General features: G+C 62.0%; 23 protein-coding genes and 1 pseudogene. 10 read left to right on the top strand and 14 right to left on the bottom strand.

The genetic code is table 11. The features are described 5' to 3' along the window. Positions 1–93 precede the first annotated feature (93 nt). From glcF to ykgO, 4 genes are all read right to left on the bottom strand, one after another. The gene (glcF, locus tag VD964_RS07325) at positions 94–1419 is read right to left on the bottom strand and encodes a glycolate oxidase subunit GlcF (RefSeq protein WP_324867074.1); all 1326 of its coding nucleotides are present in this window, start codon (positions 1417–1419) and stop codon (positions 94–96) included. Between the two features lie 17 nt (positions 1420–1436). Next, positions 1437–2747, bottom strand: coding sequence for an FAD-binding protein (locus VD964_RS07320; protein ID WP_324867072.1), 1311 nt, complete (start codon positions 2745–2747; stop codon positions 1437–1439). Positions 2748–2763: 16 nt separating this feature from the next. After that, the gene (locus VD964_RS07315) at positions 2764–4251 is read right to left on the bottom strand and encodes an FAD-linked oxidase C-terminal domain-containing protein (RefSeq protein ID WP_324867185.1); all 1488 of its coding nucleotides are present in this window, start codon (positions 4249–4251) and stop codon (positions 2764–2766) included. A 208-nt stretch (positions 4252–4459) separates the two neighbouring features. Further along, on the bottom strand, positions 4460–4585 hold the full coding sequence (gene ykgO, locus VD964_RS07310; protein ID WP_012973122.1) for a type B 50S ribosomal protein L36: 126 nt from the start codon (positions 4583–4585) through the stop codon (positions 4460–4462). 664 nt (positions 4586–5249) lie between these two features. Here ykgO and VD964_RS07305 point away from each other — a divergent pair. Then, a complete protein-coding gene (locus VD964_RS07305; RefSeq protein ID WP_324867058.1) occupies positions 5250–6218 on the top strand; it encodes a tripartite tricarboxylate transporter substrate binding protein in 969 nt (322 codons plus the stop codon). Between the two features lie 149 nt (positions 6219–6367). Here the strand turns inward: VD964_RS07305 and VD964_RS07300 are convergent, their stop codons facing one another. Then, positions 6368–7456 carry a tripartite tricarboxylate transporter substrate binding protein gene (locus tag VD964_RS07300; RefSeq protein WP_324867056.1) on the bottom strand — a complete coding sequence of 363 codons (1089 nt, stop codon included), beginning with the start codon at positions 7454–7456 and terminating at the stop codon, positions 6368–6370. 296 nt (positions 7457–7752) lie between these two features. Here VD964_RS07300 and VD964_RS07295 point away from each other — a divergent pair, with 296 nt between their 5' ends. From VD964_RS07295 to VD964_RS07280, 4 genes and pseudogenes are all read left to right on the top strand, one after another. Beyond that, the gene (locus tag VD964_RS07295) at positions 7753–8421 is read left to right on the top strand and encodes a 4-carboxy-4-hydroxy-2-oxoadipate aldolase/oxaloacetate decarboxylase (protein ID WP_194914376.1); all 669 of its coding nucleotides are present in this window, start codon (positions 7753–7755) and stop codon (positions 8419–8421) included. A gap of 27 nt (positions 8422–8448) precedes the next feature. Continuing rightward, positions 8449–9402: a hydroxyacid dehydrogenase gene (locus tag VD964_RS07290; protein WP_324867051.1), complete on the top strand. Its 954-nt coding sequence runs from the start codon at positions 8449–8451 to the stop codon at positions 9400–9402. A 109-nt stretch (positions 9403–9511) separates the two neighbouring features. Next, positions 9512–10303, top strand: a pseudogene (locus VD964_RS07285) (JAB domain-containing protein); the annotation flags it as partial. A gap of 172 nt (positions 10304–10475) precedes the next feature. After that, the gene (locus VD964_RS07280) at positions 10476–11744 is read left to right on the top strand and encodes a tyrosine-type recombinase/integrase (RefSeq protein WP_324867049.1); all 1269 of its coding nucleotides are present in this window, start codon (positions 10476–10478) and stop codon (positions 11742–11744) included. 41 nt (positions 11745–11785) lie between these two features. Here VD964_RS07280 and VD964_RS07275 read toward each other — a convergent pair whose 3' ends face one another. Together VD964_RS07275 and VD964_RS29880 are read right to left on the bottom strand one after the other, a co-directional pair. Continuing rightward, positions 11786–12028 (bottom strand): hypothetical protein, encoded by a 243-nt coding sequence (locus tag VD964_RS07275; RefSeq protein ID WP_324867048.1) that lies wholly within the window; start codon positions 12026–12028, stop codon positions 11786–11788. Positions 12029–12664: 636 nt separating this feature from the next. Further along, the gene (locus tag VD964_RS29880; RefSeq protein ID WP_414637105.1) at positions 12665–12895 is read right to left on the bottom strand and encodes a helix-turn-helix domain-containing protein; all 231 of its coding nucleotides are present in this window, start codon (positions 12893–12895) and stop codon (positions 12665–12667) included. A gap of 200 nt (positions 12896–13095) precedes the next feature. Here VD964_RS29880 and VD964_RS07270 point away from each other — a divergent pair, with 200 nt between their 5' ends. Together VD964_RS07270 and VD964_RS07265 are read left to right on the top strand one after the other, a co-directional pair. Then, a complete protein-coding gene (locus VD964_RS07270) occupies positions 13096–13614 on the top strand; it encodes a hypothetical protein (RefSeq protein ID WP_324867046.1) in 519 nt (172 codons plus the stop codon). 34 nt (positions 13615–13648) lie between these two features. Further along, a complete protein-coding gene (locus VD964_RS07265) occupies positions 13649–14041 on the top strand; it encodes a hypothetical protein (RefSeq protein ID WP_324867044.1) in 393 nt (130 codons plus the stop codon). An 87-nt stretch (positions 14042–14128) separates the two neighbouring features. On the opposite strand, the gene VD964_RS07260 is transcribed toward VD964_RS07265, so the two are convergent. The 3 genes from VD964_RS07260 to VD964_RS07250 all read right to left on the bottom strand — a co-directional run bounded on the left by VD964_RS07260 (position 14129) and on the right by VD964_RS07250 (position 16100). Continuing rightward, positions 14129–14590 (bottom strand): hypothetical protein, encoded by a 462-nt coding sequence (locus VD964_RS07260; protein ID WP_324867042.1) that lies wholly within the window; start codon positions 14588–14590, stop codon positions 14129–14131. A gap of 224 nt (positions 14591–14814) precedes the next feature. Next, positions 14815–15171, bottom strand: coding sequence for a hypothetical protein (locus VD964_RS07255; RefSeq protein WP_324867040.1), 357 nt, complete (start codon positions 15169–15171; stop codon positions 14815–14817). 338 nt (positions 15172–15509) lie between these two features. After that, positions 15510–16100 (bottom strand): hypothetical protein, encoded by a 591-nt coding sequence (locus VD964_RS07250; RefSeq protein WP_324867038.1) that lies wholly within the window; start codon positions 16098–16100, stop codon positions 15510–15512. 165 nt (positions 16101–16265) lie between these two features. Here VD964_RS07250 and VD964_RS07245 point away from each other — a divergent pair, with 165 nt between their 5' ends. Further along, positions 16266–17327: a hypothetical protein gene (locus VD964_RS07245; protein ID WP_324867036.1), complete on the top strand. Its 1062-nt coding sequence runs from the start codon at positions 16266–16268 to the stop codon at positions 17325–17327. A 439-nt stretch (positions 17328–17766) separates the two neighbouring features. Here the strand turns inward: VD964_RS07245 and VD964_RS07240 are convergent, their stop codons facing one another. The 4 genes from VD964_RS07240 to VD964_RS07225 form a co-directional block, all read right to left on the bottom strand. Next, the gene (locus VD964_RS07240) at positions 17767–18162 is read right to left on the bottom strand and encodes a hypothetical protein (protein WP_324867034.1); all 396 of its coding nucleotides are present in this window, start codon (positions 18160–18162) and stop codon (positions 17767–17769) included. Positions 18163–18289: 127 nt separating this feature from the next. Further along, a complete protein-coding gene (locus VD964_RS07235; RefSeq protein ID WP_324867032.1) occupies positions 18290–18832 on the bottom strand; it encodes a hypothetical protein in 543 nt (180 codons plus the stop codon). Positions 18833–19233: 401 nt separating this feature from the next. After that, on the bottom strand, positions 19234–19416 hold the full coding sequence (locus VD964_RS07230) for a hypothetical protein (protein WP_324867030.1): 183 nt from the start codon (positions 19414–19416) through the stop codon (positions 19234–19236). Further along, positions 19413–19721, bottom strand: a complete 309-nt coding sequence (locus tag VD964_RS07225; protein WP_324867028.1) for a hypothetical protein — start codon at positions 19719–19721, stop codon at positions 19413–19415. Before VD964_RS07225 ends, VD964_RS07230 begins: the two co-directional genes overlap by 4 nt. A gap of 554 nt (positions 19722–20275) precedes the next feature. Between VD964_RS07225 and VD964_RS07220 the strand changes: the two genes are divergently transcribed. Together VD964_RS07220 and VD964_RS07215 are read left to right on the top strand one after the other, a co-directional pair. Continuing rightward, positions 20276–21865, top strand: a complete 1590-nt coding sequence (locus VD964_RS07220) for a lysozyme inhibitor LprI family protein (protein ID WP_324867025.1) — start codon at positions 20276–20278, stop codon at positions 21863–21865. 377 nt (positions 21866–22242) lie between these two features. Continuing rightward, positions 22243–22455: a response regulator gene (locus tag VD964_RS07215; RefSeq protein ID WP_324867183.1), complete on the top strand. Its 213-nt coding sequence runs from the start codon at positions 22243–22245 to the stop codon at positions 22453–22455. Positions 22456–22483: the final 28 nt, after the last annotated feature.

Genomic DNA, 22483 nt, shown 5'->3' with positions numbered 1-22483 from the left:
CACAGAATTGTGGGGGTATGAAACCCCCGCTCCGCCCACGCCGCCGCGCGTCGCCGCCCCGCGTCCCTTCCCCTCCTTATCCCACGGCAGGTGTCAGGCCGCCCGCGCGCCGCCCTGCCGGAAAGCCGCCTTGCCGGCCAGCGCCTCCGGCATCGGGCCGCCGGTCGCCCAGTCCAGCAACTCCACCGTGTGGACCACCGGCAGGCCGGTGCCCGACGCGATCTGGGTGATGCAGCCGAGGTTGCCGGCCGCCACCGCCTGGGGAGCCGTGCTTTCGATGGCCGCGACCTTGCGGTCGCGCAGTTCCCCCGCCAGTTCCGGCTGCAGCATGTTGTAGGTGCCGGCCGACCCGCAGCAGAGATGGGCGTCGGGGATCTCCTTCACCAGGAATCCGGCGGCGCGCAGCAGGGCGCGCGGCGGCTCCTTGATGCGCTGGCCGTGCTGCATGGAGCAGGCGGAGTGGTAGGCGACCGCCTGCCCCGTCTCCACCACCGGGCGGGCCAGCCCGATCTCGTCCATCAGTTCGGTGACGTCCTTGGCGAGATCCGCCACCCGCGCCGCCTTGACGGCGTAGGCGGAGTCCTCGCGGAACATGTGGCCGTAATCCTTCACGCTGGTGCCGCAGCCGGACGCGTTGATAACGATGGCATCCAGCCCCTCGCCCTCGATCTCCCTGGCCCAGGCGTCGATGGTCTTCTTCGCGGCGGCGTGGGCGAGGTCCTCCTTGCCCATGTGGTGCGTCAGGGCGCCGCAGCAGTCGGCGCCCTTGGACACCACCACCTCGACTCCATGGCGGGTCAGCAGGCGGATGGTCGCCTCGTTGATCTGCGGGGCCAGCACCTGCTGGGCGCAGCCGATCAGCAGGGCGACGCGCTTCTTCCGCGGTCCCTCGGCCGGATGCACGCCGGGCCGGTCGCTGTAGCTCGGCGCCGGGACGCTGGACGGGGTCAGCGCCAGCATGGCGGACAGACGCTTGGGCAGCATGGCGCGGAAGGGCCGCCCCACAGACGCTCCCAGCAGGGCCAGCCGGAACAGCCGCGGGTTGGGCAGAACCCGCGCGATCAGGTCGCGCATCGCCCAGTCGGCCGGCGGACGGGTGTGCGTCGCCTCGATATGGGCGCGGGCGTGATCGACCAGATGCATGTAATGGACGCCCGACGGGCAGGTCGTCATGCAGGACAGGCAGGACAGGCAGCGGTCGATGTGCTTGACCGTGGTGTCGGGCGGCGGACCGCCCTTCTCCAGCATGTCCTTGATCTGGTAGATGCGGCCGCGCGGGCTGTCCAGCTCGTCACCCAGGATGGTGTAGGTCGGACAGGTCGCGGTGCAGAAGCCGCAATGCACGCATTTGCGCAGGATCTGCTCCGAGTCGCGGATCGCGGCATCGGCCAGCTGGGCCAGCGAGAAGTTCGTTTGCATCGAGATCGGTCTTCCCGTTACAGCCCCGCATACATGCGGCCGGGGTTGAGGATGCCCTTGGGGTCGAAGCTTTCCTTGACCCGGCGGCTGAGCGCCATCAGCGGCTCGGGCAAGGGCTGGAACACGTCCGTCGCCGCGCGCACCGCCTCCGGCGCCCGCACCAGCATCGCGTGGCCACCGGCGGAGAGAGCGCCGCGGATGGTTGCGCCCGAGTCGGGCGGCGCCGCCAGCCAGACCAGCCCGCCGCCCCAGTCGTAGACGACCTCGACGTCGAGCTTGCGGCTGATGGTCTCGACGGTGGTGGGGCCGGCGGAGGGGGGGACGGAGAGTTTCCAGAGGTGGGGGGTGTGCGCGACTTGGGCAGTGCTCATGCCCCCTCCCCGACCCTCCCCCGCTCGCGCGGTGGAGGGAGATTGGGGCGTCGTCTGCAAGGCCCCCTCTCCCGCCGAAGGCGGGGGAGGGTTAGGGTGGGGGCAATCAGCGACTACCTCCCCCAAGCCCGCCCCATCCCGCACCTCGCGCCAGAGCGCCAGCGACTCCTCGCGGCCCAGCACCGCGTCGGCCCGCAACTCCTCGCGCAGCATGGTCACGCGCGCGGCGACCGAGGGGCCGAAGCCCTCCAGCCGCACCAGCGTCACCGCCCCGCCCGCTTCCGCCACGTCGGCCACCCCCGACCGCGACGCGGTCGCCGCCGGCAGATGGGCGGCGCCCGACACTTCGTAGGGACTGCGCAGCGCCCGGTCGAGCATCGCCACCGCAGCCGCGTCGTCCAGCCCGAACAGCAGCAGCGTCGCGGTATCCTCCGGCGCCGGCAGCACCTTCACGGTGATCTCGGTCAGCGCGGTCAGCGTGCCGAAGGAGCCCGCCATCAGCTTCGGGACGTCATAGCCGGTGACGTTCTTCACCACCTTGCCGCCGCCCTTGTAGGCCTCCGCCCGGCCGCTGACCCCGGCGATGCCCAGCGTATGGTCGCGGGCGGAACCGGCGGAGATGCGCCGCGGCCCGGCCAGCCCGCTGGCGACCAACCCGCCGAGAGTCCCCCCTTCGGGAGGCTCGAATGCCAGATGCTGCCCGCGTTCGGCCAGCATGCTGCGGATCAGGTCCATCGGCGTGCCGGCCAGCGCGGTCAGCACCAGCTCCTCCGGCTCATAGGCGATGACGCCCGACAGGCCGAACAGGTCGAGCGCGTGGCCGGCCTGCACCGGGCGGCCCAGCCCGCGGCGGCTGCCGCTGCCCAGGATCTCCAGCGGTTCGCCGGCCGACAGCGCCCAGCGCACCGCGTCGGTCACCTGCGCGGCGGTCTCCGGCTTCAATGTGGTGATGGTCATGGCGAGCGGCGGCCCTTCAGAAGCGCGGGATGTCGGAGAAGCGCAGTTCCCCCTGGTGGACATGCAGCCGGCCAAGCTCGGCACAGCGGTGCAGCGTGGGGAAGACCTTGCCGGGATTCAGCAGCCCGTCGGGATCGAAGGCGCATTTCAGCCGCTGCTGCTGCTGGAGATCGGCCTCGTCGAACTGGTCGGTCATCAGGTCGCGCTTCTCCACGCCCACCCCATGCTCGCCGGTCAGCACGCCGCCGACCTCGACGCACAGGCGCAGGATGTCGTTGCCGAACTCCTCCGCCGCCTCCAACTCGCCCGGCTTGTTGGCGTCGTAGAGGATCAGCGGGTGCAGGTTGCCGTCGCCGGCATGGAAGACGTTGGCGACGCGCAGGCCGCAGCGGTCCGACATCTCCTGCATCCGCTGCAGCACCAGCGGCAGCGCCTTGCGCGGGATGGTGCCGTCCATGCAGTAGTAATCGGGACTGATCCGCCCCACCGCCGGGAAGGCTGCCTTGCGCCCGGCCCAGAAGGCCAGCCGCTCCTCCTCGCTGGTGGACACACGGGCATAGCAGGCGCCCTTGTCCCGCGCGATGGCCTCCACCCGGTCGATCAGGTGGTCGACCTCCGCCGCCGGACCGTCCAGCTCGACGATCAGCAGCGCCTCGACGTCCAGCGGATAGCCGGCATGGACGAAGGCCTCCGCCGCGTGGATGGCGGGGCGGTCCATCATCTCCATGCCGCCGGGGATGATGCCGGCGGCAATGATCGCCGCCACGCAGTCGCCGCCCTGCTCGCTGCTGGGGAATCCCAGCAGCACCGCGCGGGCGGTCGCCGGCTTCTTCAGGATGCGCACGGTGACCTCGGTCACCACGCCCAGCAGCCCTTCCGACCCGGTGACGATGCCCATCAGGTCGTAGCCGCCGGCGTCCAGATGCTTGCCGCCCAGCCGGATGACGGTGCCGTCCATCAGCACCATCTCCAGCCCCAGCACGTTGTTGGTGGTCAGCCCATATTTCAGGCAGTGCACGCCGCCGGAATTCTCGGCGATGTTGCCGCCGATGGTACAGGCGATCTGGCTGGACGGATCGGGGGCGTAATAGAAGCCCTCATGCGCCACCGCGTTGGAGATGCCGAGGTTGGTCACTCCCGGCTGCACGGTGACGCAGCGGTTGGCATAGTCGATGTCGAGGATGCGCTTGAACTTGCCCATGCCCAGCAGCACGCCGTCGGCCAGCGGCAGCGCTCCGCCCGACAGCGAGGTGCCGGCCCCGCGCGGCACCACCTTCACCCCCATCGCCTTGCAGGCCTTCAGGACCTGGGACACCTGCTCCACCGTGCTGGGCAGGACGGCGACCATCGGGAGCTGGCGGTAGGCGGTCAGCCCGTCGCATTCATAGGCGCGCAGTTCGTTCTCGTCGACGATCACGCCTTCGCCGGGAACGATGGCGCGCAGCGCCTCCACGATCTCCCGGCGGCGGGCGATCACCCCGCTGTCCGGCACCGGCATCTTCATGGCGGGCGGTCCTTTTCCCGTTGCGGCGAACTCGTCCGCCACACGTACCATCCGCCGGGATCCTAATACAAGACGATGCGGCAATCGGAAGCCGGGACCTCAAAACGCAAGAGCCGCACCCGAAGGCGCGGCTCTTGCGTAAACACCCGATGACGGAGAGGCTGGGCGCGATGCCCGGCCTCGCAGTCGATCGATCCTTGCGGATCGATCAGCCCTGGCGGGCCTTGAAACGGGGGTTCTGCTTGTTGATGACGTAGACGCGGCCCTTGCGGCGGATCACGCGGCAGGCCTTATGGCGCGTCTTCATCGACTTCAGGGAGTTGACGATTTTCATGATGCTGTTCCTGAACGCTCGGCGGCTCGATTGAAGGCGCGCACCATAGTGCGGTGCCCACCAACTGTCAACGCCCGGGAATGCCCCGAAACACCGGCCGCCGCCGCCCGTCTTTCGCGCCGCGCCCGCATGGACGGAACGACAGGTGCGGGAGGCGGAAAACGCGGTACATATTATGGAGACACGGCACCACGCTGTGTTCTCCAATAAAGAGAAACCGCGCGGGCCATCCGGTAAATGGCGCGGAAGATATACAACTTCGCGTTAGACGGCGCTGATGGGCGGCGAGCGTAAGACGACTGTCAGCACATGATTCTCGACTTGCCCTGCGCAAGCCAACCCGAACAAAAGCCACCACACTCCCGAACCAATACACAGTATTTATTTGCCAACCCTCATCACATTCACCAATCCTTCGCAATATTCTGCGGTGTATTGACGCGACGACGCGAAATCGTATGCTGCGGAGTTGAAGGCCTGTTCTTGCTGATGTAGGAACATCCTCAGATATTCAGCGGCATCTGGACCGCCGCCGCGCACGATTACAGCCGATCCCGCCGGGATGGTGCCGATTCGTGCCGGAACGGACCGGACTCCGCCCCGTTCCGCGCAGGGCTTGCCGACTCCGGCCCACCCTGTGCAGCGCATCATCAAAGGGGGGATCATGAAGTTCTGGAAGTCTCTGACTCTGGCGGCTGCGGCCGGTGCGATGTTCATGTCGGCCACGAACGCCAAGGCGGCCTATCCGGAGAAGCCGATCACGATGATCGTGGCCTTCGGCGCCGGCGGCGGCACCGATCTGCTGATTCGCGCCCTGGCGCCCTTCCTTGAGAAGCAGCTGGGCGACGGCGCCCGGGTCGAGGTGGTGAACAAGCCCGGTGCCGGCGGCGAGATCGGCTTCGCCGCCATCGCCGACGCCGCCCCCGACGGCTACACCATCGGCGCCATCAACTCGCCCAACGTCAACGCCATCCCGATCGAACGCCAGGCCCGCTACTCGCTGGACCGGCTCGACCCGCTCTACAATCTGGTCGACGATCCCAGCTCCTTCGCCGTCCACAACGAAGGGCAGTTCAAGACGCTGGCCGACGTGGTGACCTTCGCCAAGGCCAACCCGAACGGCGTCACCGTCGGCACCACCGGCATCGGTTCCGACGACCATCTGGCGATGCTGGTGTTCCAGCGCCAGGCCGGCGTGACCTTCACCCATGTGCCCTTCCAGGGCTCCGCCGCCAACGAAGCGGCGCTGGCCAACAAGAAGATCATGCTGAGCGCCGTGAACATCGGCGAGGCGATGCAGTACAAGCAGAAGGACCCGATCGCCGTCCTGGGCGTGATGGCCGAGAAGAAGGTGGAACAGGCTCCCGACATCGCCACCTTCAAGGACCAGGGCTTCGCCGCGCTGATGTCCTCGCTGCGCGGCATCGCGTCTCCGAAGGGTTTGCCGCCGGATGTCCGCACCAAGCTGGTCGACGCGCTGGACAAGGCCGCCAACGATCCGGGCTTCCAGGCCAAGGCGAAGGAGCTGTACCAGCCGGTCCGCCTGCTGCCGCCGGAGAAGTATGCCGCCGAACTGGCCGACTCGACCAAGGAACTGCGCGAGCTGTGGGCCACGAACCCCTGGCTGAAGTAAGACCTGCGCAAGGTTGATGCGAAATGAAAGGGCGCCGGCCAATCGCCGGCGCCCTTTTTCATTCCAGCGTCAAAGCTTGCGTTTCTCGGCCGGCAAGCCCGCCTTCGCGGGAATGACGGCCGAGACTCGTTCAAGGAAATCTCAGTTCCTTACTTCAGCCAGGGGGTTTCCTTCCACATGGCACGGAAGGTCGCCTCCTGGGTCTTCAGCTCCGCCGCATACTGGTCGGGGGGCAGCAGGCGCAGCGGCTGATAGGCCTTGCGGGCGATCTCCTGGAATTCCGGATGCAGGACGGCCTTGCCGATGGCATCCACCAGCTTGGCACGGATGTCCGGCGGCAGCCCGACCGGCGCGGCCAGACCGCGCAACGACGCCATCTTCACGTCGAACCCTTGGTCCTTGAAGGACGGCACGTCCGTGGCCTGGGCCGACCTCTCCTCGGTCATCACGCCCAGGATGCGGATGGGATCGCCTTCGCGCGCCCGCGCCGATTCGCCGATGTTCATCGAGGTCACCTGGATGTGCCGGCCCAGAAGCGCGCGGTGGGCGTCGGCACTGCCCGGGAAGGGCACATGGGTCAGCTTGGTCTGGGTCAGTCGCTGGAACATCAGCATCGCCAGATGGTCGTCCGATCCGATGCCGGTGGTGCCGACCGTCACGCTGTTGGGGTTGGCCTTGGCGAAGGCGGCGACATCGGCCAGCGTCTGGTAGGGGCTGTCCTTGTGGACGACGAAGGAGCCGGGATCGTCGACCAGATTGTAGAGCGGGTCGAGCCGGTCCAGCGAAAAACGGGCCTGGCGTTCGATCGGGATCGTCACGACGTTGGGCGAGTTGATCAGCCCGATGGTGTAGCCGTCGGGGGCGGCGTCGGCGATGGCGGCGAAGCCGATTTCGCCGCCGGCACCGGGACGGTTCATCACGATGACGCGGGTGCTGCCGCCCAGTTCCTTCTCTATGAAGGGGGCGAGCGAGCGGACGATGAAGTCGGATCCGCCACCGGCCGCATAGCCGACGATCAAGGTGATCGGCTTCTCCGGATAGGCCGCCCAGGCCGCGCCCGCCCCTGCCAGCCCGAAGGCCGCAGCCAGCGCGGAGGCGGCGATCCCGGCAGCACCGGCCAGCCGGGCGGCACGTCGCCGCAGGCCGCGCGAAAGGGCACCGAACCGTCCGGTTCCGACCGGATCGGCGGCCGTTCCTGTCGATCCACCCCGCACGGCGGGACGCGCGTTCGTATCCATACATCGACTCCTTCGGTTCGCATCCGCTGAACAGCCGGGGCCAACCCGGGATCGCCGCGCAGTCGGATGCGGCATCTTTCAATTGCTTTTTATCGATCGCCAGACGCCAAGCCGGCGTCTTTCTTGCGGCACGCCCATCGTAGAGGCGATTTTCCGCCGATCAACCACCGTTTGGATATTTTCAGCTACCTCTAAATATTCTATTACTTGTTCATCTATCACGTTTCACCCGTTCCAGGGCGCATCCGGCACCAAACAGTCCGTTTGCCGCTCATTCCCGAAAGGCTGTTCCCGGCATGACCGTTCACAAGGATTTCGTCCGCCCCGACGCCGCGACGGTGGAGGCTCTGCGCGCCCAATCCCCCGCCACCCTGCACGAGGCGATGGGCAAGAAGGGCGCCATGGGCCACCCGATCAAGCCGCTGTTCCCCGGCATGCGGCTGTGCGGGCCGGCGCTGACCGTGTCCTGCGGGCCGACCGACAACCTGATGATCCACATCGCGGTGGCGCTGGCGAAGCCGGGCGACATCCTGGTCGTCGACTTCAAGGGCATGACCGACGCCGGCCCCTGGGGCGACGTGCTGACCGCGTCGGCAATCGCCCGCGGCCTGGGCGGGCTGGTCATCGACGGCTGCGTGCGCGACGCGGTCGCCATCCGCGACATGGGCTTCCCGGTCTTCTGCCGCGGCACCAACATGAAGGGCACCAACAAGACCGACGCCAAGGGCGACATCAACACGACGATCGTCTGCGGCGGCGTGATGGTGTCGGCCGGCGACATCGTGGTCGCCGACGACGACGGCGTGGTGGTGGTGCCCCAGGCGCTGGCCGCCGACACGCTGGAAAAGGCCGCCGCCCGCGAGGCCGCGGAAGAGGCCTACCGCCACAAGCTGGAAGCCGGCGAGACGACCATCGAGCTGCTGAACCTGAAGCCCTATCTCGACGCCGCCGGCATCACGCTCTGACCCTCCCTCTTGATCGAGCCTTCCGCCATGCCCGACATCATCATTTCCGAATTCATGCAGCCGAGCGCCGTCGATGACCTGCGCCGCGACTTCGACGTCCATTACGACGAGACGCTCTACAAGCGCCTGGACGAGCTGTATGCGATGGGCAGCACCGCCCGCGCCATCTGCATCCGCAACGAGACGGAGATCCGCGGCGCCTTCTTCGACGCCTTCCCCAACCTGAAGGCGGTCGGCCGGCTGGGCGTCGGGTTGGACAACATCGACGTGCCGGCCTGCCGGGAGCGCGGCATCGCCGTCCTGCCCGCCACCGGCGCCAACGAGGTGTCGGTGGCGGAGCTGGCCATCGCCGGCCTGATGATGCTGGTGCGCGGCACAACTTATTTCGCCACGCCCGACGTGGTCGCCGGCAAATGGCCGCGCGGCCGGCTGATCGGGCGCGAGGTGTCGGGCAAGACGCTGGGCATCGTCGGCTTCGGCCGCATCGGCCGCCATGTCGCCCGCCGCGCCCAGGGGCTGGACATGACGGTGATCGCCGCCGACCCGCATGTGCCGGCCGACGATCCGGTCTGGGCCCGCATGGGCGTGGAGAAGGTATCGTTCGACCGCATCTGGGACACCGCCGACGCGCTGTCGCTCCACCTGCCCTACACGCCGGAGACCCACAATCTGGTCAACGCCGAGGTGATCGCCCGGCTGAAGCCCGGCACCATCCTGGTCAACGTCGCCCGCGGCGGCATCGTCGACGAGGCGGCGCTGGCCGCGGCGCTGACCAGCGGCCATCTCGGCGGCGCCCTGCTGGACGTCTTCGCGACGGAACCGCTGCCGGCCGACAACCCGTTCCAGGGCGTGCCGAACCTGATCCTGACCCCGCACATCGGCGCCACCACCGACGAGGCGCGCGTCCGCACCGGCCATATGATCGCCGACAATGTCCGCGCCGTGCTGACCGGCACCATCCCGGACACCGCGATCGTCTGAGAACCGTCGCCGGACCGGACTCCGACTTCCTGAAGCGCGAGCACACCCCCTGTGCGCTCGCGCATTCAGACGCTATAGTCGGTGCCATACATAGGGATGGCGCTGATCGATGGCAGGACGCAAAACGACTGGACGCGGCAGGAAAGCCGAAGGCGTGGGGAGCGGAGCGGAAATGGACGATGCCGGCCTGACCGCCGGTCTCCTGCCGTTTCCGGAAATTCTGGCCTCAATCGCCGATGCCACGCTCGCGGGTAGCGCTTCGTTGCCGGTTCTGGACGATGGGCAGGCCGATGAGCCGGCCGACGGCGATCCCCATTATCTGGACCACCGCAACCGCCTGCGCCGCCGCCTCCTCGATCGCGGACCCGACGCGCTGGAGGATTACGAGCTGCTGGAGATGGTGCTGTTCGCCGTCAGCCCGCGGCGCGACGTGAAGCCGCTCGCCAAAATGCTGATTCGGACCTTCGGCGACCTGTGGGGCGTGGTCAACGCGCCGCCGGAGCGGTTGCGCGGGCTGAAGGCGGAGGGCGTGTCGCTCGGCACCGACAACGCCGTCGCCGCCGTCCGCATCGTCGGAGCCGCCGCCCTGCGCGCCCTGCAGCAGCGGGTGATCGACCGGCCGGTGCTGGCCTCCTGGCAGGCGCTGATCGACTATTGCTCCGCCGCCATGGCGCATGAGCCGACGGAACAGTTCCGCCTGCTGTTCCTCGACCGCAAGAACACGCTGATCGCCGACGAGGTGCAGCAGCGCGGCACCGTCGACCACACCCCCGTCTACCCGCGCGAGGTGGTGAAGCGGGCGCTGGAGCTGTCGGCCAGTGCGGTGATCCTGGTCCACAACCACCCCTCCGGCGATCCCACCCCCAGCCGGGCCGACATCGAGATGACCAAGGAGATTGTCGAGCCTAATGCGTTGAGTTCTTTGTTTTTTCTCAAGAGGCCCTGCGAGGACTTTGACAGTGCCAGAACAGGGAGAAAAGTGAGACACCGCAAGGGTTCTGGCTTGCCCACGCGGGGCTCCGGCGGTACGGTCTTTGTCAAACTTTTGTCAAAGTCCGTACTGGGCCAACCCCATGTCCGAAAAGCGATTTTTCCGGGAACAGGTGCAGGTCAATCGGTACCTGACGCTTTATCTTCCGCCGTCCAGTAGTCGCTGGCAGTACGTGATCCAAATACCGGGTCACCCGCGGGTCCGAAAGACCACGGGGGAGCGTAGCCTGGACGCGGCCAAGCGGGTGGCCGAAGCGGCCCTCTTGACCGTTCAGGGGCGGCTGCACCAAAACCTTCCGGTCAGCAGCCCGACCCTTTTGCAGGTTCTGCCGAAATACCTGGAGGACCTCCAGGCTCGAAAGACCAGAGGCGAGATCTCCGGCGATACGGCAGAAAACTACGCCCTGGTGGTCCAACGCGATTTCGTAGGGTGGGCCGCTGACCGAGCCATCGACCAGTTCACCGACGCTGACATGGTTCGGTTTCGGGACTGGCGACAGAACCGGAAACTTCGCAAAACCCTCAGGCCGGCCAGCATGAACATCATGTTGACCGCGGTGAATGACCTGTTCCGCTTCGCGGTTCGATCTGGCTGGGTCACCCCGCGGGCCAAGCCGAAGCAGGCGTATCTACCATTGGATCGGCACAAGACCGAGCGTTCCGATTTCACATGGCGTGAATATGTCCGGCTCCGCCGGATGTCCCGTGAGCGGGTATTCGAGGTTTGTCCTGCCCCCAACGCGGATATGGCCCGTTATCTGGAGCACCGACAAAAAGCACGGGGAGAGGGCCAGAGTGGTCCCAGGAACAAAGGCAACTCTCGGCACTATCGCGAACGCAGAATACTGGACTTCGTCATCAAAATCATGGCCTGCACCGGTATGCGGACGGCCGAGGTCATGAACGTCCGATGGGTCGATTTGGATTTCATCCGAGAGGCTCACTCTCGCGTACAGGGCCTCAGGGTTCGGACCGCCGAATTGTTCATCAAGGGCAACGATGTCAAACCGGGCCGAACGATCATGCTTAAGCCCTACGTGGCCCATTGGTTTCGGCAACTCCACGCCCTAGCCACGCCGAAAACCGACCAGGATCCAATCATGCCTTACCGAGATTTGGAGGGCAGTTTCACCCGCCTGCTTCAGGCTGCCGGGCTAAAGGTGGACAGGGCCGGCAACCGACGCATCCTCTATTCACTACGCCATTCGTTCGCCATCTGGGCCGCCCTGCACCGCCAGCACGTCCCTACCCTCCTGGTCGCCAAGCAAATGGGTCATACGCTCAGCGTCCACGCTGAGACCTACGCTCGTGTTCTGTCCCGTGACGCGTCAAAGGCATTCGCCCTGGGGTGACCAAAACGAGAGGGCCGGGGAGTCCCCCGGCCCTTCTGGTCTCAAGATTTGCTGTTGAACTTCCCCGCCGGCAGGCACCCTCGCCGCTTCATGGCCCAGGCCCACGTGGCGGCCCGGTCAAACTCTTCGAGGTTTAGGGCGTCAGCCAAGAGCTTCGGCCCCTCTGCCCGCAATGCGTCGTCGGTCATGCTGTTTGCCGCCTCGGTGGCGTCGGCGTCGATGGCCCAACCCTCCGGCAGGCTGAACCCCGAGCCATCCGTCCGATCCACGATGATGTCCGCCATGTGATGCCCTCCTGTTGATGGCTTCACTTTAGCACAAATGCTCGCTGACGCAATCTTCGGTTCTACAGAAAATAGATGTGTGACCGTATCGTTCGATTAGTAGGTATCGCCCGGCATACGCCCATATGTTAATCGCTGATTAACGATTCCAACCCAACCCTACGGTATCTTGTCCAGGAAGGCGTCAAATGGCCAGTTTCGAACCGAGCGTCACGGTTGCGGTCGGCACCTTCACGGCGATCATCCACGATCATGGAGATCACTATCTCCTGCAAGGCCTCAGCAGGACCCTGGCTGTATCATGAGACCACCCTGACCAGCCTCGCCGCCTGCGTTGAACGGTTCTCTCGGCCGTCCTCCCCTGGTCACGACGCCAATCAAGCTGGCTAAGTTGGTGTCCGCCGCCATGATAGCGTTGTGGTGGGCGTAGTCCGGAATGCTAGCCTCCAGTATCAGGAGCGACATCACCGCAGGGCTGATGTCGCTCCTGGCCGACGCCGTCGATCTCGCTAGTGGCTCATTTTGCTTTGCCGTGCACGCCATGGCGTTGAGAAGTAGGCGGTACCGGTGAGAGGTTCGATGGCGATGTTCGTCGGGTGGGCAACACCTCTAATCAACCCGGCCAGGCCAAGCCACTCAGGCCACCACCTTCGCCTCCCGCAATGCCCGGAAGACGCTGGACCGGCTGATCCCGAGCCTGGCGGCGATTTCGGCGGGTGTGACGCCGGCATGCCGGAGTTCGAGGACCTCGGGGAATCGCCGCCGGGCCGGAGGCGAGGGCTCCCCGCTACCTCTCGCCAAATCTCCTGCTTGATTGCGGTGAGCAGGCGGTCCTGGTCGGAGGCGACCGCCATGTGATCGGGGCATACGCACGCCTCAACACCACAGGCCATCTTGATCTGCGGACGTGCAACCATGTCGGAGGACGGCCGGCTACCGTGCATCAGCGGAAGGCAGTCGAGTTGACAGCTTGCGAATCTGTGGTGGACTGGGGCGGTACACGGATCGCACGCCGACGAGGTTGGCGGCTCGGGACATCTCTGTGGGGCTGACGCGTGGTAGCAGGCTTGTCTCTGAAGACGTTCTTGGTGTGGTATGAGGCGAACCAGCACCATTTTGCCATCCCGCTCCGTCGGATTGGCGACAGGGAATGGGAGTTCGCCCCGACTAATTGGGTGCTCGTCACCTTGGTCAGGGACAGCCTTGTCGTGACGGCGAGACACCTGACTGATCCCGACGACAGATGGGATGAGATCGCGGAGTTCGATGCCATCCCGCTGAAAACCGATACCGGTTGGATCTGCCGCTTGTGCCGCGACCTACCGGCTCCGGGCAGCGGACCACCTTTGATCTATCAGAGCCGCGAGGCCCTACTGATCGCCCACGCTTACAAGCCGTTTCTCCAATGGGTGAACAGCAAGCTGGCCCAGGCTGAGGCTCTGGGGTTGTACGGGGTTGGCGACGGTTTTACCTGGGCAAAGCTGCTGATGGATCAGCCAGATCCCGAAGCCAAGCACCTTAAGCTTCGGATTCCCCTGAAACGGGATGGCTTACCAGCGGACACTCCGCCGGATGACGGACGATGATCTGCTCAGATGGCTCCGCGGCCAGGAGGTCAGGATGGACGAGCACGATGTCGTGAAGCTGGTTTGCCAGATTGAGCACGAAGCCGGCGTACTCGTACCCGCTGGCACCCATGGTACCATCGTGAACCGCTACCCTGCCGAGGGTAAAGCGGTCGGCTACCTACTGGAACTCCGCGGCCATGATCCGGTCGCCTTGCTGGACGTGGCCCCGACAGACGTCGAGTTGGTCCAGTCCTTCCGAGATCTCATGCCGGTGCAACGGGAGATCATCCGAGCCGCCTTGGAGCCGCCGACCGCGATCATGACCTTAACCGACGACACCACGGATGAGGAGTTCGAGGTGTTCCTGCGGGACCGCACGTCACCGAGACTCCAGCCTTGGCTACCCTATCTGCACCGCCGCAATGCTGAGCGGCGGAAGAAGTGATCATCCAGGAGGATATCTGGGGCTTGGTGCCGAATCCCAAAGCCGCCCAATCAGGGGTCCCGTTGGCTTGCGAGATCACCGCATGCTCTAGGTGTCAGTCGCCATCTCTGCCACGGCCTCGTCGTAGTGCTCAACGAACCGGACCGTTTCCTCCCGCGAGGCGAACGTCAGGTAGGTGGCTGCCTCGAAGATGTACTGACCGTATAGCTCCAGCCCAACGATCAACCTGATCAACTCCGACCGGGTCGCCGAAGTAAGCTTCACGTATTGGAAACGGAACTGCCGCCGATCACCGGCCGGGGCCACAACCCGAACCCAGAAACGGTCCAGGGCGGCGGTGTACCAGTCCGCATACGGCTGAGTAGGGCTGAGGTCGATGAACTCGTCGCGGTCCATGAGGACAGCGATGTGCCCCTCCCGGTCGACGCTCAGGACCTCCCCATCGCGAGTGATCCAGTAGCCGTGTTCGGCGGTGACAGAAGAGGCTGGGTGCAAGTCGTCGAGGCCGAGATAACTACATGCCGCCTCAATGCTATCGAATTCAACCAAATGCCCTCTTGCGGCCCGGAGCACCGAGGAAACCACCGCAGGGTCGTAATCTATATCCTCAGCAGCGGGAGCCGCTTCGTCACACTGAGCGGTAGTTTGAGGGATTGCGGACTGAGAGCAACTGGGGTCTGACACAATCGCACTCCTTATCTCCAGGATCTTCAAACTATGAAGCCGGCAAAGGTGAGGCTTATCCAAGTACAGGATCCAGTTAAGCCTGTTTACTACCACAGGCTCTGCCCGGCATAGAAAGCATGGGGCGGTCCTTCTACCTTCACGCGATATCCCCATTCTCTGCCGGCGGTGTCTATCACCCCAATATCAATATACCTGAACCGCTTGCCCTCGCTGAAGTAATGCACTGGCTCCATATCGTATTCGTCATCAACATGGCTCGGTGTGTAACTAGAAACCTTGAACCACTCATCGCCGTGCTCATTAAAGAGACGTTCGGCATATATTGATGCTGCTTCCCTAGCACCAATTTTGCTAATAGAGAATTCTTCTCCAAACTCGACTGCAACCGCATTATCCTTGGATTCATAGGCGATCGCCCAGCACCTATAGAGTCTTTCTGGCACCCGTGCACCTCCAACGAATTCGCTCTATCCCCCATAGTATGGCCAAGCTACCGCATCGACACCACACTTCACGGCCAACCTTCATGGTAGGATAGCAATGAGCCTGCGAAACGTGTTGGACGTTTGAGCGGGGGACGGCCATCGGCCGGGCATCTGGCGTCGTGGGCTGCCCGCCTTGAGACTGGGCAGAAAGGTGGCCGCCTCGGTGATCGCGGCCAGCACTTCGCACCTGCCCGTGACCTACGCACCCGCAGCCTTCGTTAGCCGGCTGCAAGTGGGAGCGAGGCGTAGGTGATTTTGCCGCCCAAGACCACCGGAAGCAAGTAGGCCACGTCGCGTCACTCATTCTCAGGCGGGCTGATCCGGTCGGCCTCCCGCCGCAGCCAGTCGGCCAATTCCTCCGGAGTCCACCCGCCCCATTGCGTCGCCCACCAAGAGGCATGTTCAAGCTGAGCTTCCGCGAACCGGCTGACATCCTTTCCGTCCAGCCCCCAGGACATGCCAAGCTTCAGCGTGTCGATGGTCCCTCTGTCGATGACGTTGAACCACGTCCGTTCGTGCATTATGACCGGCGGAGCGTCAACCGAACTCCCCGACGGTTCCTCGTCGTCCTCATCACCGATGTACTCCAGTTCGTCGGCAGTCTGAGTGTTTTCGCCGTGGCTGCTGAACTCAACGCCACGGACCAGAGAGAAAAATTGATCGATCTCAGACGGGAGCGTAAACCAGATGGTCGTGTCCACGTCGTGGCATGAGTGGCAATCGGAGAGCACAAGGTAGTCGAGGCAGCCGCTCCACTCGTTATTCACGATAGCAGCTACTATAGCCAGGAAATCCTGTTGCTTCACGCGGAAGCGGATGGCTTCTTCATTATGGCTGCCGGTTTTGTTCGCGACAACGTTCGGCGGCAACTCAATACGGTCTTGCATCGCCTTCTCCACTCCACTCTGTACAGCGTCTCATGGATTTCGGAGTCGTCAAGTCGGCGAGAGCATCCAATCTTCCAGCCTTTCGCACCGGTACGTCGAACAGGTGGCCGGTTGACAACTCCCAGACTCGTGATAGCCCTGTAGAATAGCCGAGGTGGGGGCGAAATGATCTACGACTTGGTCGACCCTCTGCACGTGACGCGAATTTGCCAACGGACGACTGGTCTCCCCGTGGACGTCTGGGCTAGAACGCACGACGGCAAATCGCAGGCTGCGTCGTTGGTCGTCACGCCCTGGTTTCACCTGAACAGCGACTTCGCTCTCGTCGGCCTCGATCCCGTCGAGGTGCTGGATGGTCCGATGTTCCTCGACCCCGGTGTGCTCGGCAGGCTGAGAGAATGGATCGAACAGCACCGCCCCGCCCTACTGGCTTACTGGGCAGGCGAGATCTACGATGGCGAACTCCTGGATGCGGTCGGGTGGACCTGCGACGGCTCAGACCAGGACGAGGCCGATGAGATCGTGACGGAGCACGACTGGGGCGTCCTCCGGCCGTACAACACCGGGCTGCCGATGTCGGTGTGGATCGACCAGAGGATAGCCCCCGAAGAACTGCCGATGATCCTGGTTGCCCACACCCACAGCCCTGACGCCAACATCGTGGATACGACCAAGGTGCTAATCAACCCGGCGGCCCAGACCACTGAGGGCAGCTTGGAGCCGCAGGACCACGAGTTCGTCGCCGCGTGGATCACGCTGAATGCCAAGATCCTGGTCGCTCTCTGGAACCACCGAATTTCGGCCTTCGATCTGCCGTACCTCCTGCAGAAGCTGGAGGGAACTGGGTACCCGGTGATCGACTACCCGGTCTGCACGCCCATCGAAGCGTGCGTCGCAAGCATGGGCTGGCCCATGACACCGCATATTCGTGAAGTGTGCGACGGTTTGGCCCCCTATTCCCATTTTATCACTGTGGATAATAATCGCTTATGGGAGTTGCAGGATGACATTGAGGTATTCTGCGGACGGCTCGGTCAACTTGATCAAGAATGGTCAATGGGCCATGTCTGGATTCATGATGACGAGTTGGCTCTGATCTACTGCGTATTTGCTTTCGTCAACCACGCTCAGCAAGAGGCAGTGGTGAAACACTTCCAATGTGTGGCCCATCACCTCATCGCGTGGCCACTGATGGAAGGCCATCAATTCACTCGGAATGCGGAGTGAAGGAAGGCAATAATGAGCCTATGAACTCAATTTAATTACAGTAATCCAAAGGGGCGAGATTTAATCCGCCCCTCCGGAGAAGAGGGTATTAGTTATTACAACTGAATTACTGTGTTGCCGTTATCATCAACAACTCGGATTATGTGATTTGGATTGCTTTTCTTTACAGACTGGGCATTTGCGATGGCGGATTGCTGGCTTGCAATATTGCTAACATGAGTGGCCCAGTTTTGGCCTGTGAGCCGCTGTACCGTGTACCTAGCCATGGCGAGACCTCCAAACTTTGTCTGTGGAAGTAGTATTCCCGTAGGAGGTTAACCTATCGTTGATGCCTGGCACCGCATGTGAGCATGTCGTACCACATCCGCATTCTAAGCTGCAGGATGAGGAGGCGGCCTCTACCGCCCCAGCGGCTGTTTCTAGAAGCACATCAACATCCTCACAGCGGATAGGTCTCGAATGCCAGATCAACATCAAGGATACCCTGCACCGCGGCCTGGAAGGCCTGCGGCTGAGCCCGAGCCAATGCGGCAACCTCATCCCAAATATCGCTCACGATCTCCGGGATGGGCGGCAGCCAGACGTTGTCGCACTTGGTGACCACAATCGGCATTGAGTGCTGCCGGTGCACAAGTTCTCCACCGCGGAAAAAGTTTCCGTCACGGATGAAGAACCGTGATCCTTCTGGTAGCCTTTCCGCTGAAAGCTGAAGAAACGCCCGTAGTCGGATGTCCCGCGTCATCGTCCATCCGGCCGACATCATCTGCCGATCGAATTCCTCTCCTTCTGCGAGGGCTTCTTTCATCACCTTAAAAAGGTCGAGATCTCCACTCATCTTTTCTCTTCTGCCGGATGCTATCTTGAATGGCTGTGGGCGGCACACCTGAATAGTCTCGTCAGCAATGTCGCTGACCAATCGCACACACCATCTACTCCCATGCAATGCTCCAAAGCGGATTTCTTCACCTGCTGAGTAACCCGGAGCCGACTGGCCTCACAACGAGCCGGAACGGCTCATCTAGGGAACTGCGAGAGCAAGATATTTCGACTTCATTGCACTCCAGGCCAGCCCCTCCGCTAACCACTTGAAATGTATTCAAATCAACAATCTCGACAGCCAGATCGGGATCACGCGACAATGCAGCCCACAGTGATTGAGTGCCGGAGTAGGAGTGCCGCCCGATCATGATCGGCCCCACTATCGAACAAAGCCACTTGTGCATAATGGCACCGGTTGCGGTGGCCCATGCAGAATCCACCGTTAGCATCCGCGTTATCACATGGAGTTGCTGGTATCCGAGTCTCTTGCCGATTCGGTCTAACGGCTTGATCTCGATCCAAAAGAAGCGGCGGAATCGATCGTCATCTTGACGCTTTCCAGCCAAGTACGCAGGCACTCGATTATGTTGAGCAATCGTGAACTCGAAGCCGCTAACTTCCACATCCGCGACTTCGGTCCAATCCCGCTTGTGAATAAATGCTGAGGTTATACCGATCTGATCCATACCCGCGTCTTCCAGATCAGCCCGAAAGCTCTAGGAGCACTCTGTAGCAACAATCTTATGTCGCTGCATATCCTTCATTCGCATGTGGCCTGTGTCCAGGGCTGTTCGTGCAGTCGCCCCCATAATTTCGCGACGTTGATTGAAGCGGCAAGCTATCCTCCTCAATACAGCCGCAAGATCAGGGAAGCGTAACGGTGCTGGCCAACATTTAGTGTTCGACGGGATGGCGATGACAAGATCGGTATCGTCGGCGAGCGTCCTTCACCAACCTCCCCACTCGTGTGCCAAGGTCAATGCGGAGGTGAACGCCTCGTTGATGCCGCGGATGAACATCGTTGGTGTTGTCCCGCCATCCGACCTCACACCTCCCTCCGTTCCCCGGAATCTCATACTGCCGAAGATCATGCGGCCAGCAGATTGTCGTCCGGCTTGCGAGAGCCTGCCACCGCGGGCTGCAACGACGCGGTGTCGGCGGTGGCATCCAGCGGCAAACCGACATCAAGAGCGATCCGCTGGCCGTTAGCCTCGACCTCGAAGCAGGTGCCGCCGAACTGTTTGGCCCTGCGACGGATGAAGGTCCTCATCGCGGGTCCGCTGTGACGCTGTTCATCAGATAGCGGAACGTTCCATTGGTGCCGGGCACCGCCGCGTAATCACGCTGAGCCGCGACGTTGGAGCCTTTCAGCACAACCGCGTGCTCGCGGTTCCGCTTGATTCCCGCCGCCGTCCACTCGCCCCATGCCAAGGAGCCGGACAGCCGCCGCCCCTCCGGAAGACGAAATGCGGCATCAATGGTCCCAGTACCAGAATCGCCCAACCAGCACTGCCGAGTGTTCGTCAGCAGCACGGCGTGCCCGTCGATGGGGCCTTGGCCCGGAAAGGCTTCCACGGCACGTTCGAGCCGTTTGAAGTCAGCGATGCAGTCGTAGCGGTATTGGACGTGACCGAGCCTTCCTATTGTTTATCCGAGAGCACGGTTGTCGGTCCCAAACGGGTGGTCAGGGCAGCTTCGGCCAGGTCCTGACATACGAAGCACAATGCAGAAATAACAATGTCACTGATGTTCGAGATTTCCGCACTTAACGGTTGCTTAAGCGTGCAGTTTGCACAGTCAGAGGGAACCGTCGCTCAAGGGGCAATGCCATGCAACGTTTGTATTCTCTTGCCTATGTGTTAATCGCCCTTACCAGCATGACCACAATAATCGGCAACTCGGCTATCGCGGCGACACCGTCTCAGAAGCAAGCTGCCGGCCGAGCGTTTGCCGCAGCGGGCCGAGGCTGTTCTGCCGTTCCGTCGGACATGGTCCTGATCGATATGTCCGGCCGCCGCGAAGTATATCAGACGATTGTGAACGGAACCGGAAAGACAAAGACCTGCATCGCCGTGTGCGAGAGCAATTCCTGTACGGTTCAGTAACACTCAAATCGGATGAATAACATCATGCGTATATCCGCAGCAGCAATTCTTGTCTCTATCGTGCTCTCTGGGGAGGCCTACGCCGCCCTCGCTGAGGGCGAGGCAGCTTTAAACCAGAAGGACTTCGTAACAGCATTCACATTGCTGAAGCCTGATGCAGAAGCAGGCAATGCCCAAGCCCAGACCTACCTTGGACGGATGTATCGCAAAGGGCAAGGCGTTGCCAAGGATCCCTCAGTGGCGGTGACTTGGTTCCAAAAGGCAGCAACCCAAGGCGAATGGGAAGCGAGCAATACTCTTGGTACGATGTACCGTCTGGGTGAGGGGGTGCCCCAGGACTTCCAAAAGGCAATACAGTGGTACTTGGAGGCCGCCAAGCTCGGGGTAGAAAATGCCATGTACCGAGTAGCCCTAATGTACCAAGCTGGTCAAGGGGTGCAGGCAAATCCCGTAGAAGCATACAAGTGGGCATATATATCGGCGAGACACGGCAGTCAACCTGAGCCTATTCGCTTGCGGGATAAGCTGGCAAAGCAACTGAACGTCTCCCAGGTTCAACGAGCACAAAAGGACGGAGACGAGTTTCTTAACATAATGTCTGCTGCTTTGGTAGCAAAGCAAGCCAGCAACTTGCAAGCAAGCAACTCTGCTGCCACTACCGGCAAGCAGGGAAATGATAGCTCTATTCAGTCCAAAGCGGCCGGAGTTGATTGTATCACCGGAAAATCTGCCCTAGAAGCATTCATTTGTTTGGCTCCTGAACTGCGGGAGGCTGATCAACAGATGCGTCAGCTATTCGAAGATGCATCGGGAGTCTTTGAAAACGCGGCACGTGAAAGGCTTATAAATTCACAACAAGCATGGAGAGCTATTCGAGACAACTCGTGCAGCGTGACGCAAGCTGATATAGTCTCCACTCATCTTTCCAGCAAAAAGATCGACTGCTTATCTGGAATTTACGCTAGGCGTACAGAGCAACTGGTTGCGATCCTTGAAAGTGCAACTATTCCGGATGATGCCCAAGAATCCAAAAGGGATGAGAGTCATCCCTTATCAAATAGCCAACCTAAGATAAACTCACCTGCTTTTCTATCACAATCCCCGCCCCTCAACACTGCTTCGCCAAGGAATGAAATTCCTAGCCCTAGCACTAAGGATCCACTTGTTGAAAGGGTTCAGGCCCAGACACAAGGGCAGCACGCTGTGCCTTCGGCTGAAATCGTTGACAAGAAGTCAGATCAAGCAAAAGCTCTCTACAACAAGATTAAAGGGTCTTGGGGCGGAGATTCTGGATGCTCTGCCTACTTCAGAATCTTTTTGTCAGATGATTATTTTGGTGCTCGCTACGAATTGATGGGAGCAAGGACTTACTGGCGGCCTAAATCCATTTCTCGCATTGATTTGATTGATGAAAAAACCATAAATATTGTATGGGGAAATGGAAACTACCAGCAATTTGAGTATATTATTAAAGATCATATTAGGGCAAAAGAAACGTTGGAAAATGGAAAGTTCTCTAACTCATCAGTCTTCTACATGCGTTGCGAGACCGACCAGAAATTTATTGAATCTGAACTGAATGCATCGATTGAAAGCACCAAGAAAATTCAATGATCTGCAAACACCTCTGAGAGCTTGTTTGAGAATGCAGTAAATCTACAACATGTAGGGGAGTTTATGCCGGTTTACCCATCACATACTGTGCCTCCGACCAATTCTTAAACAGGCTTTCAGAGCATCTGACACGCGGTAGGGGTTGTTTCATCTGGTGACAATTCCGATAATTCCGATGGTTTCCGCCAAGCCTATATGAAGCGGGTGTAGAGCGGAGCCGCTTGTCAGATGCTGAACTCACCTCACGTACTCGTCGCCGAGGACGAGGATCTCGTGGCCACGGCTTTAGCTGAAGCTCTGGAGTCTAACGGGTTCCGAGATGCCATCGCTCATGATGGGGCTGAGGCCCTCCGGCCCACGCTGTCGATCCGGCCGACATCCTGGTGACAGACATGAGAATGCCCCGACTGGGCGGTCCGGAGTTGATCCGGACCATTCGGGTAACTGACCCGGAGTTGCCCGTGGTCGTGACAACCGGCTACAGCGAGGCCATTCCGCATCAGGAGCCGGGGCTTTTGACTGTCATCATGAAGCCGTACAAGTTGGCTCAGGTTACCATGGGCGTCGGGGAGTTGCTGAGCCGTTCTTGACGGTTCGAACCCCGTCGTCGATTGCCAT

The organism is Azospirillum sp. (genome assembly GCF_035628975.1).
GTDB lineage: Bacteria > Pseudomonadota > Alphaproteobacteria > Azospirillales > Azospirillaceae > Azospirillum.
Note: the sequence above shows the minus strand (reverse complement) of the source record. Positions and strands in the feature narration are given on the sequence as shown.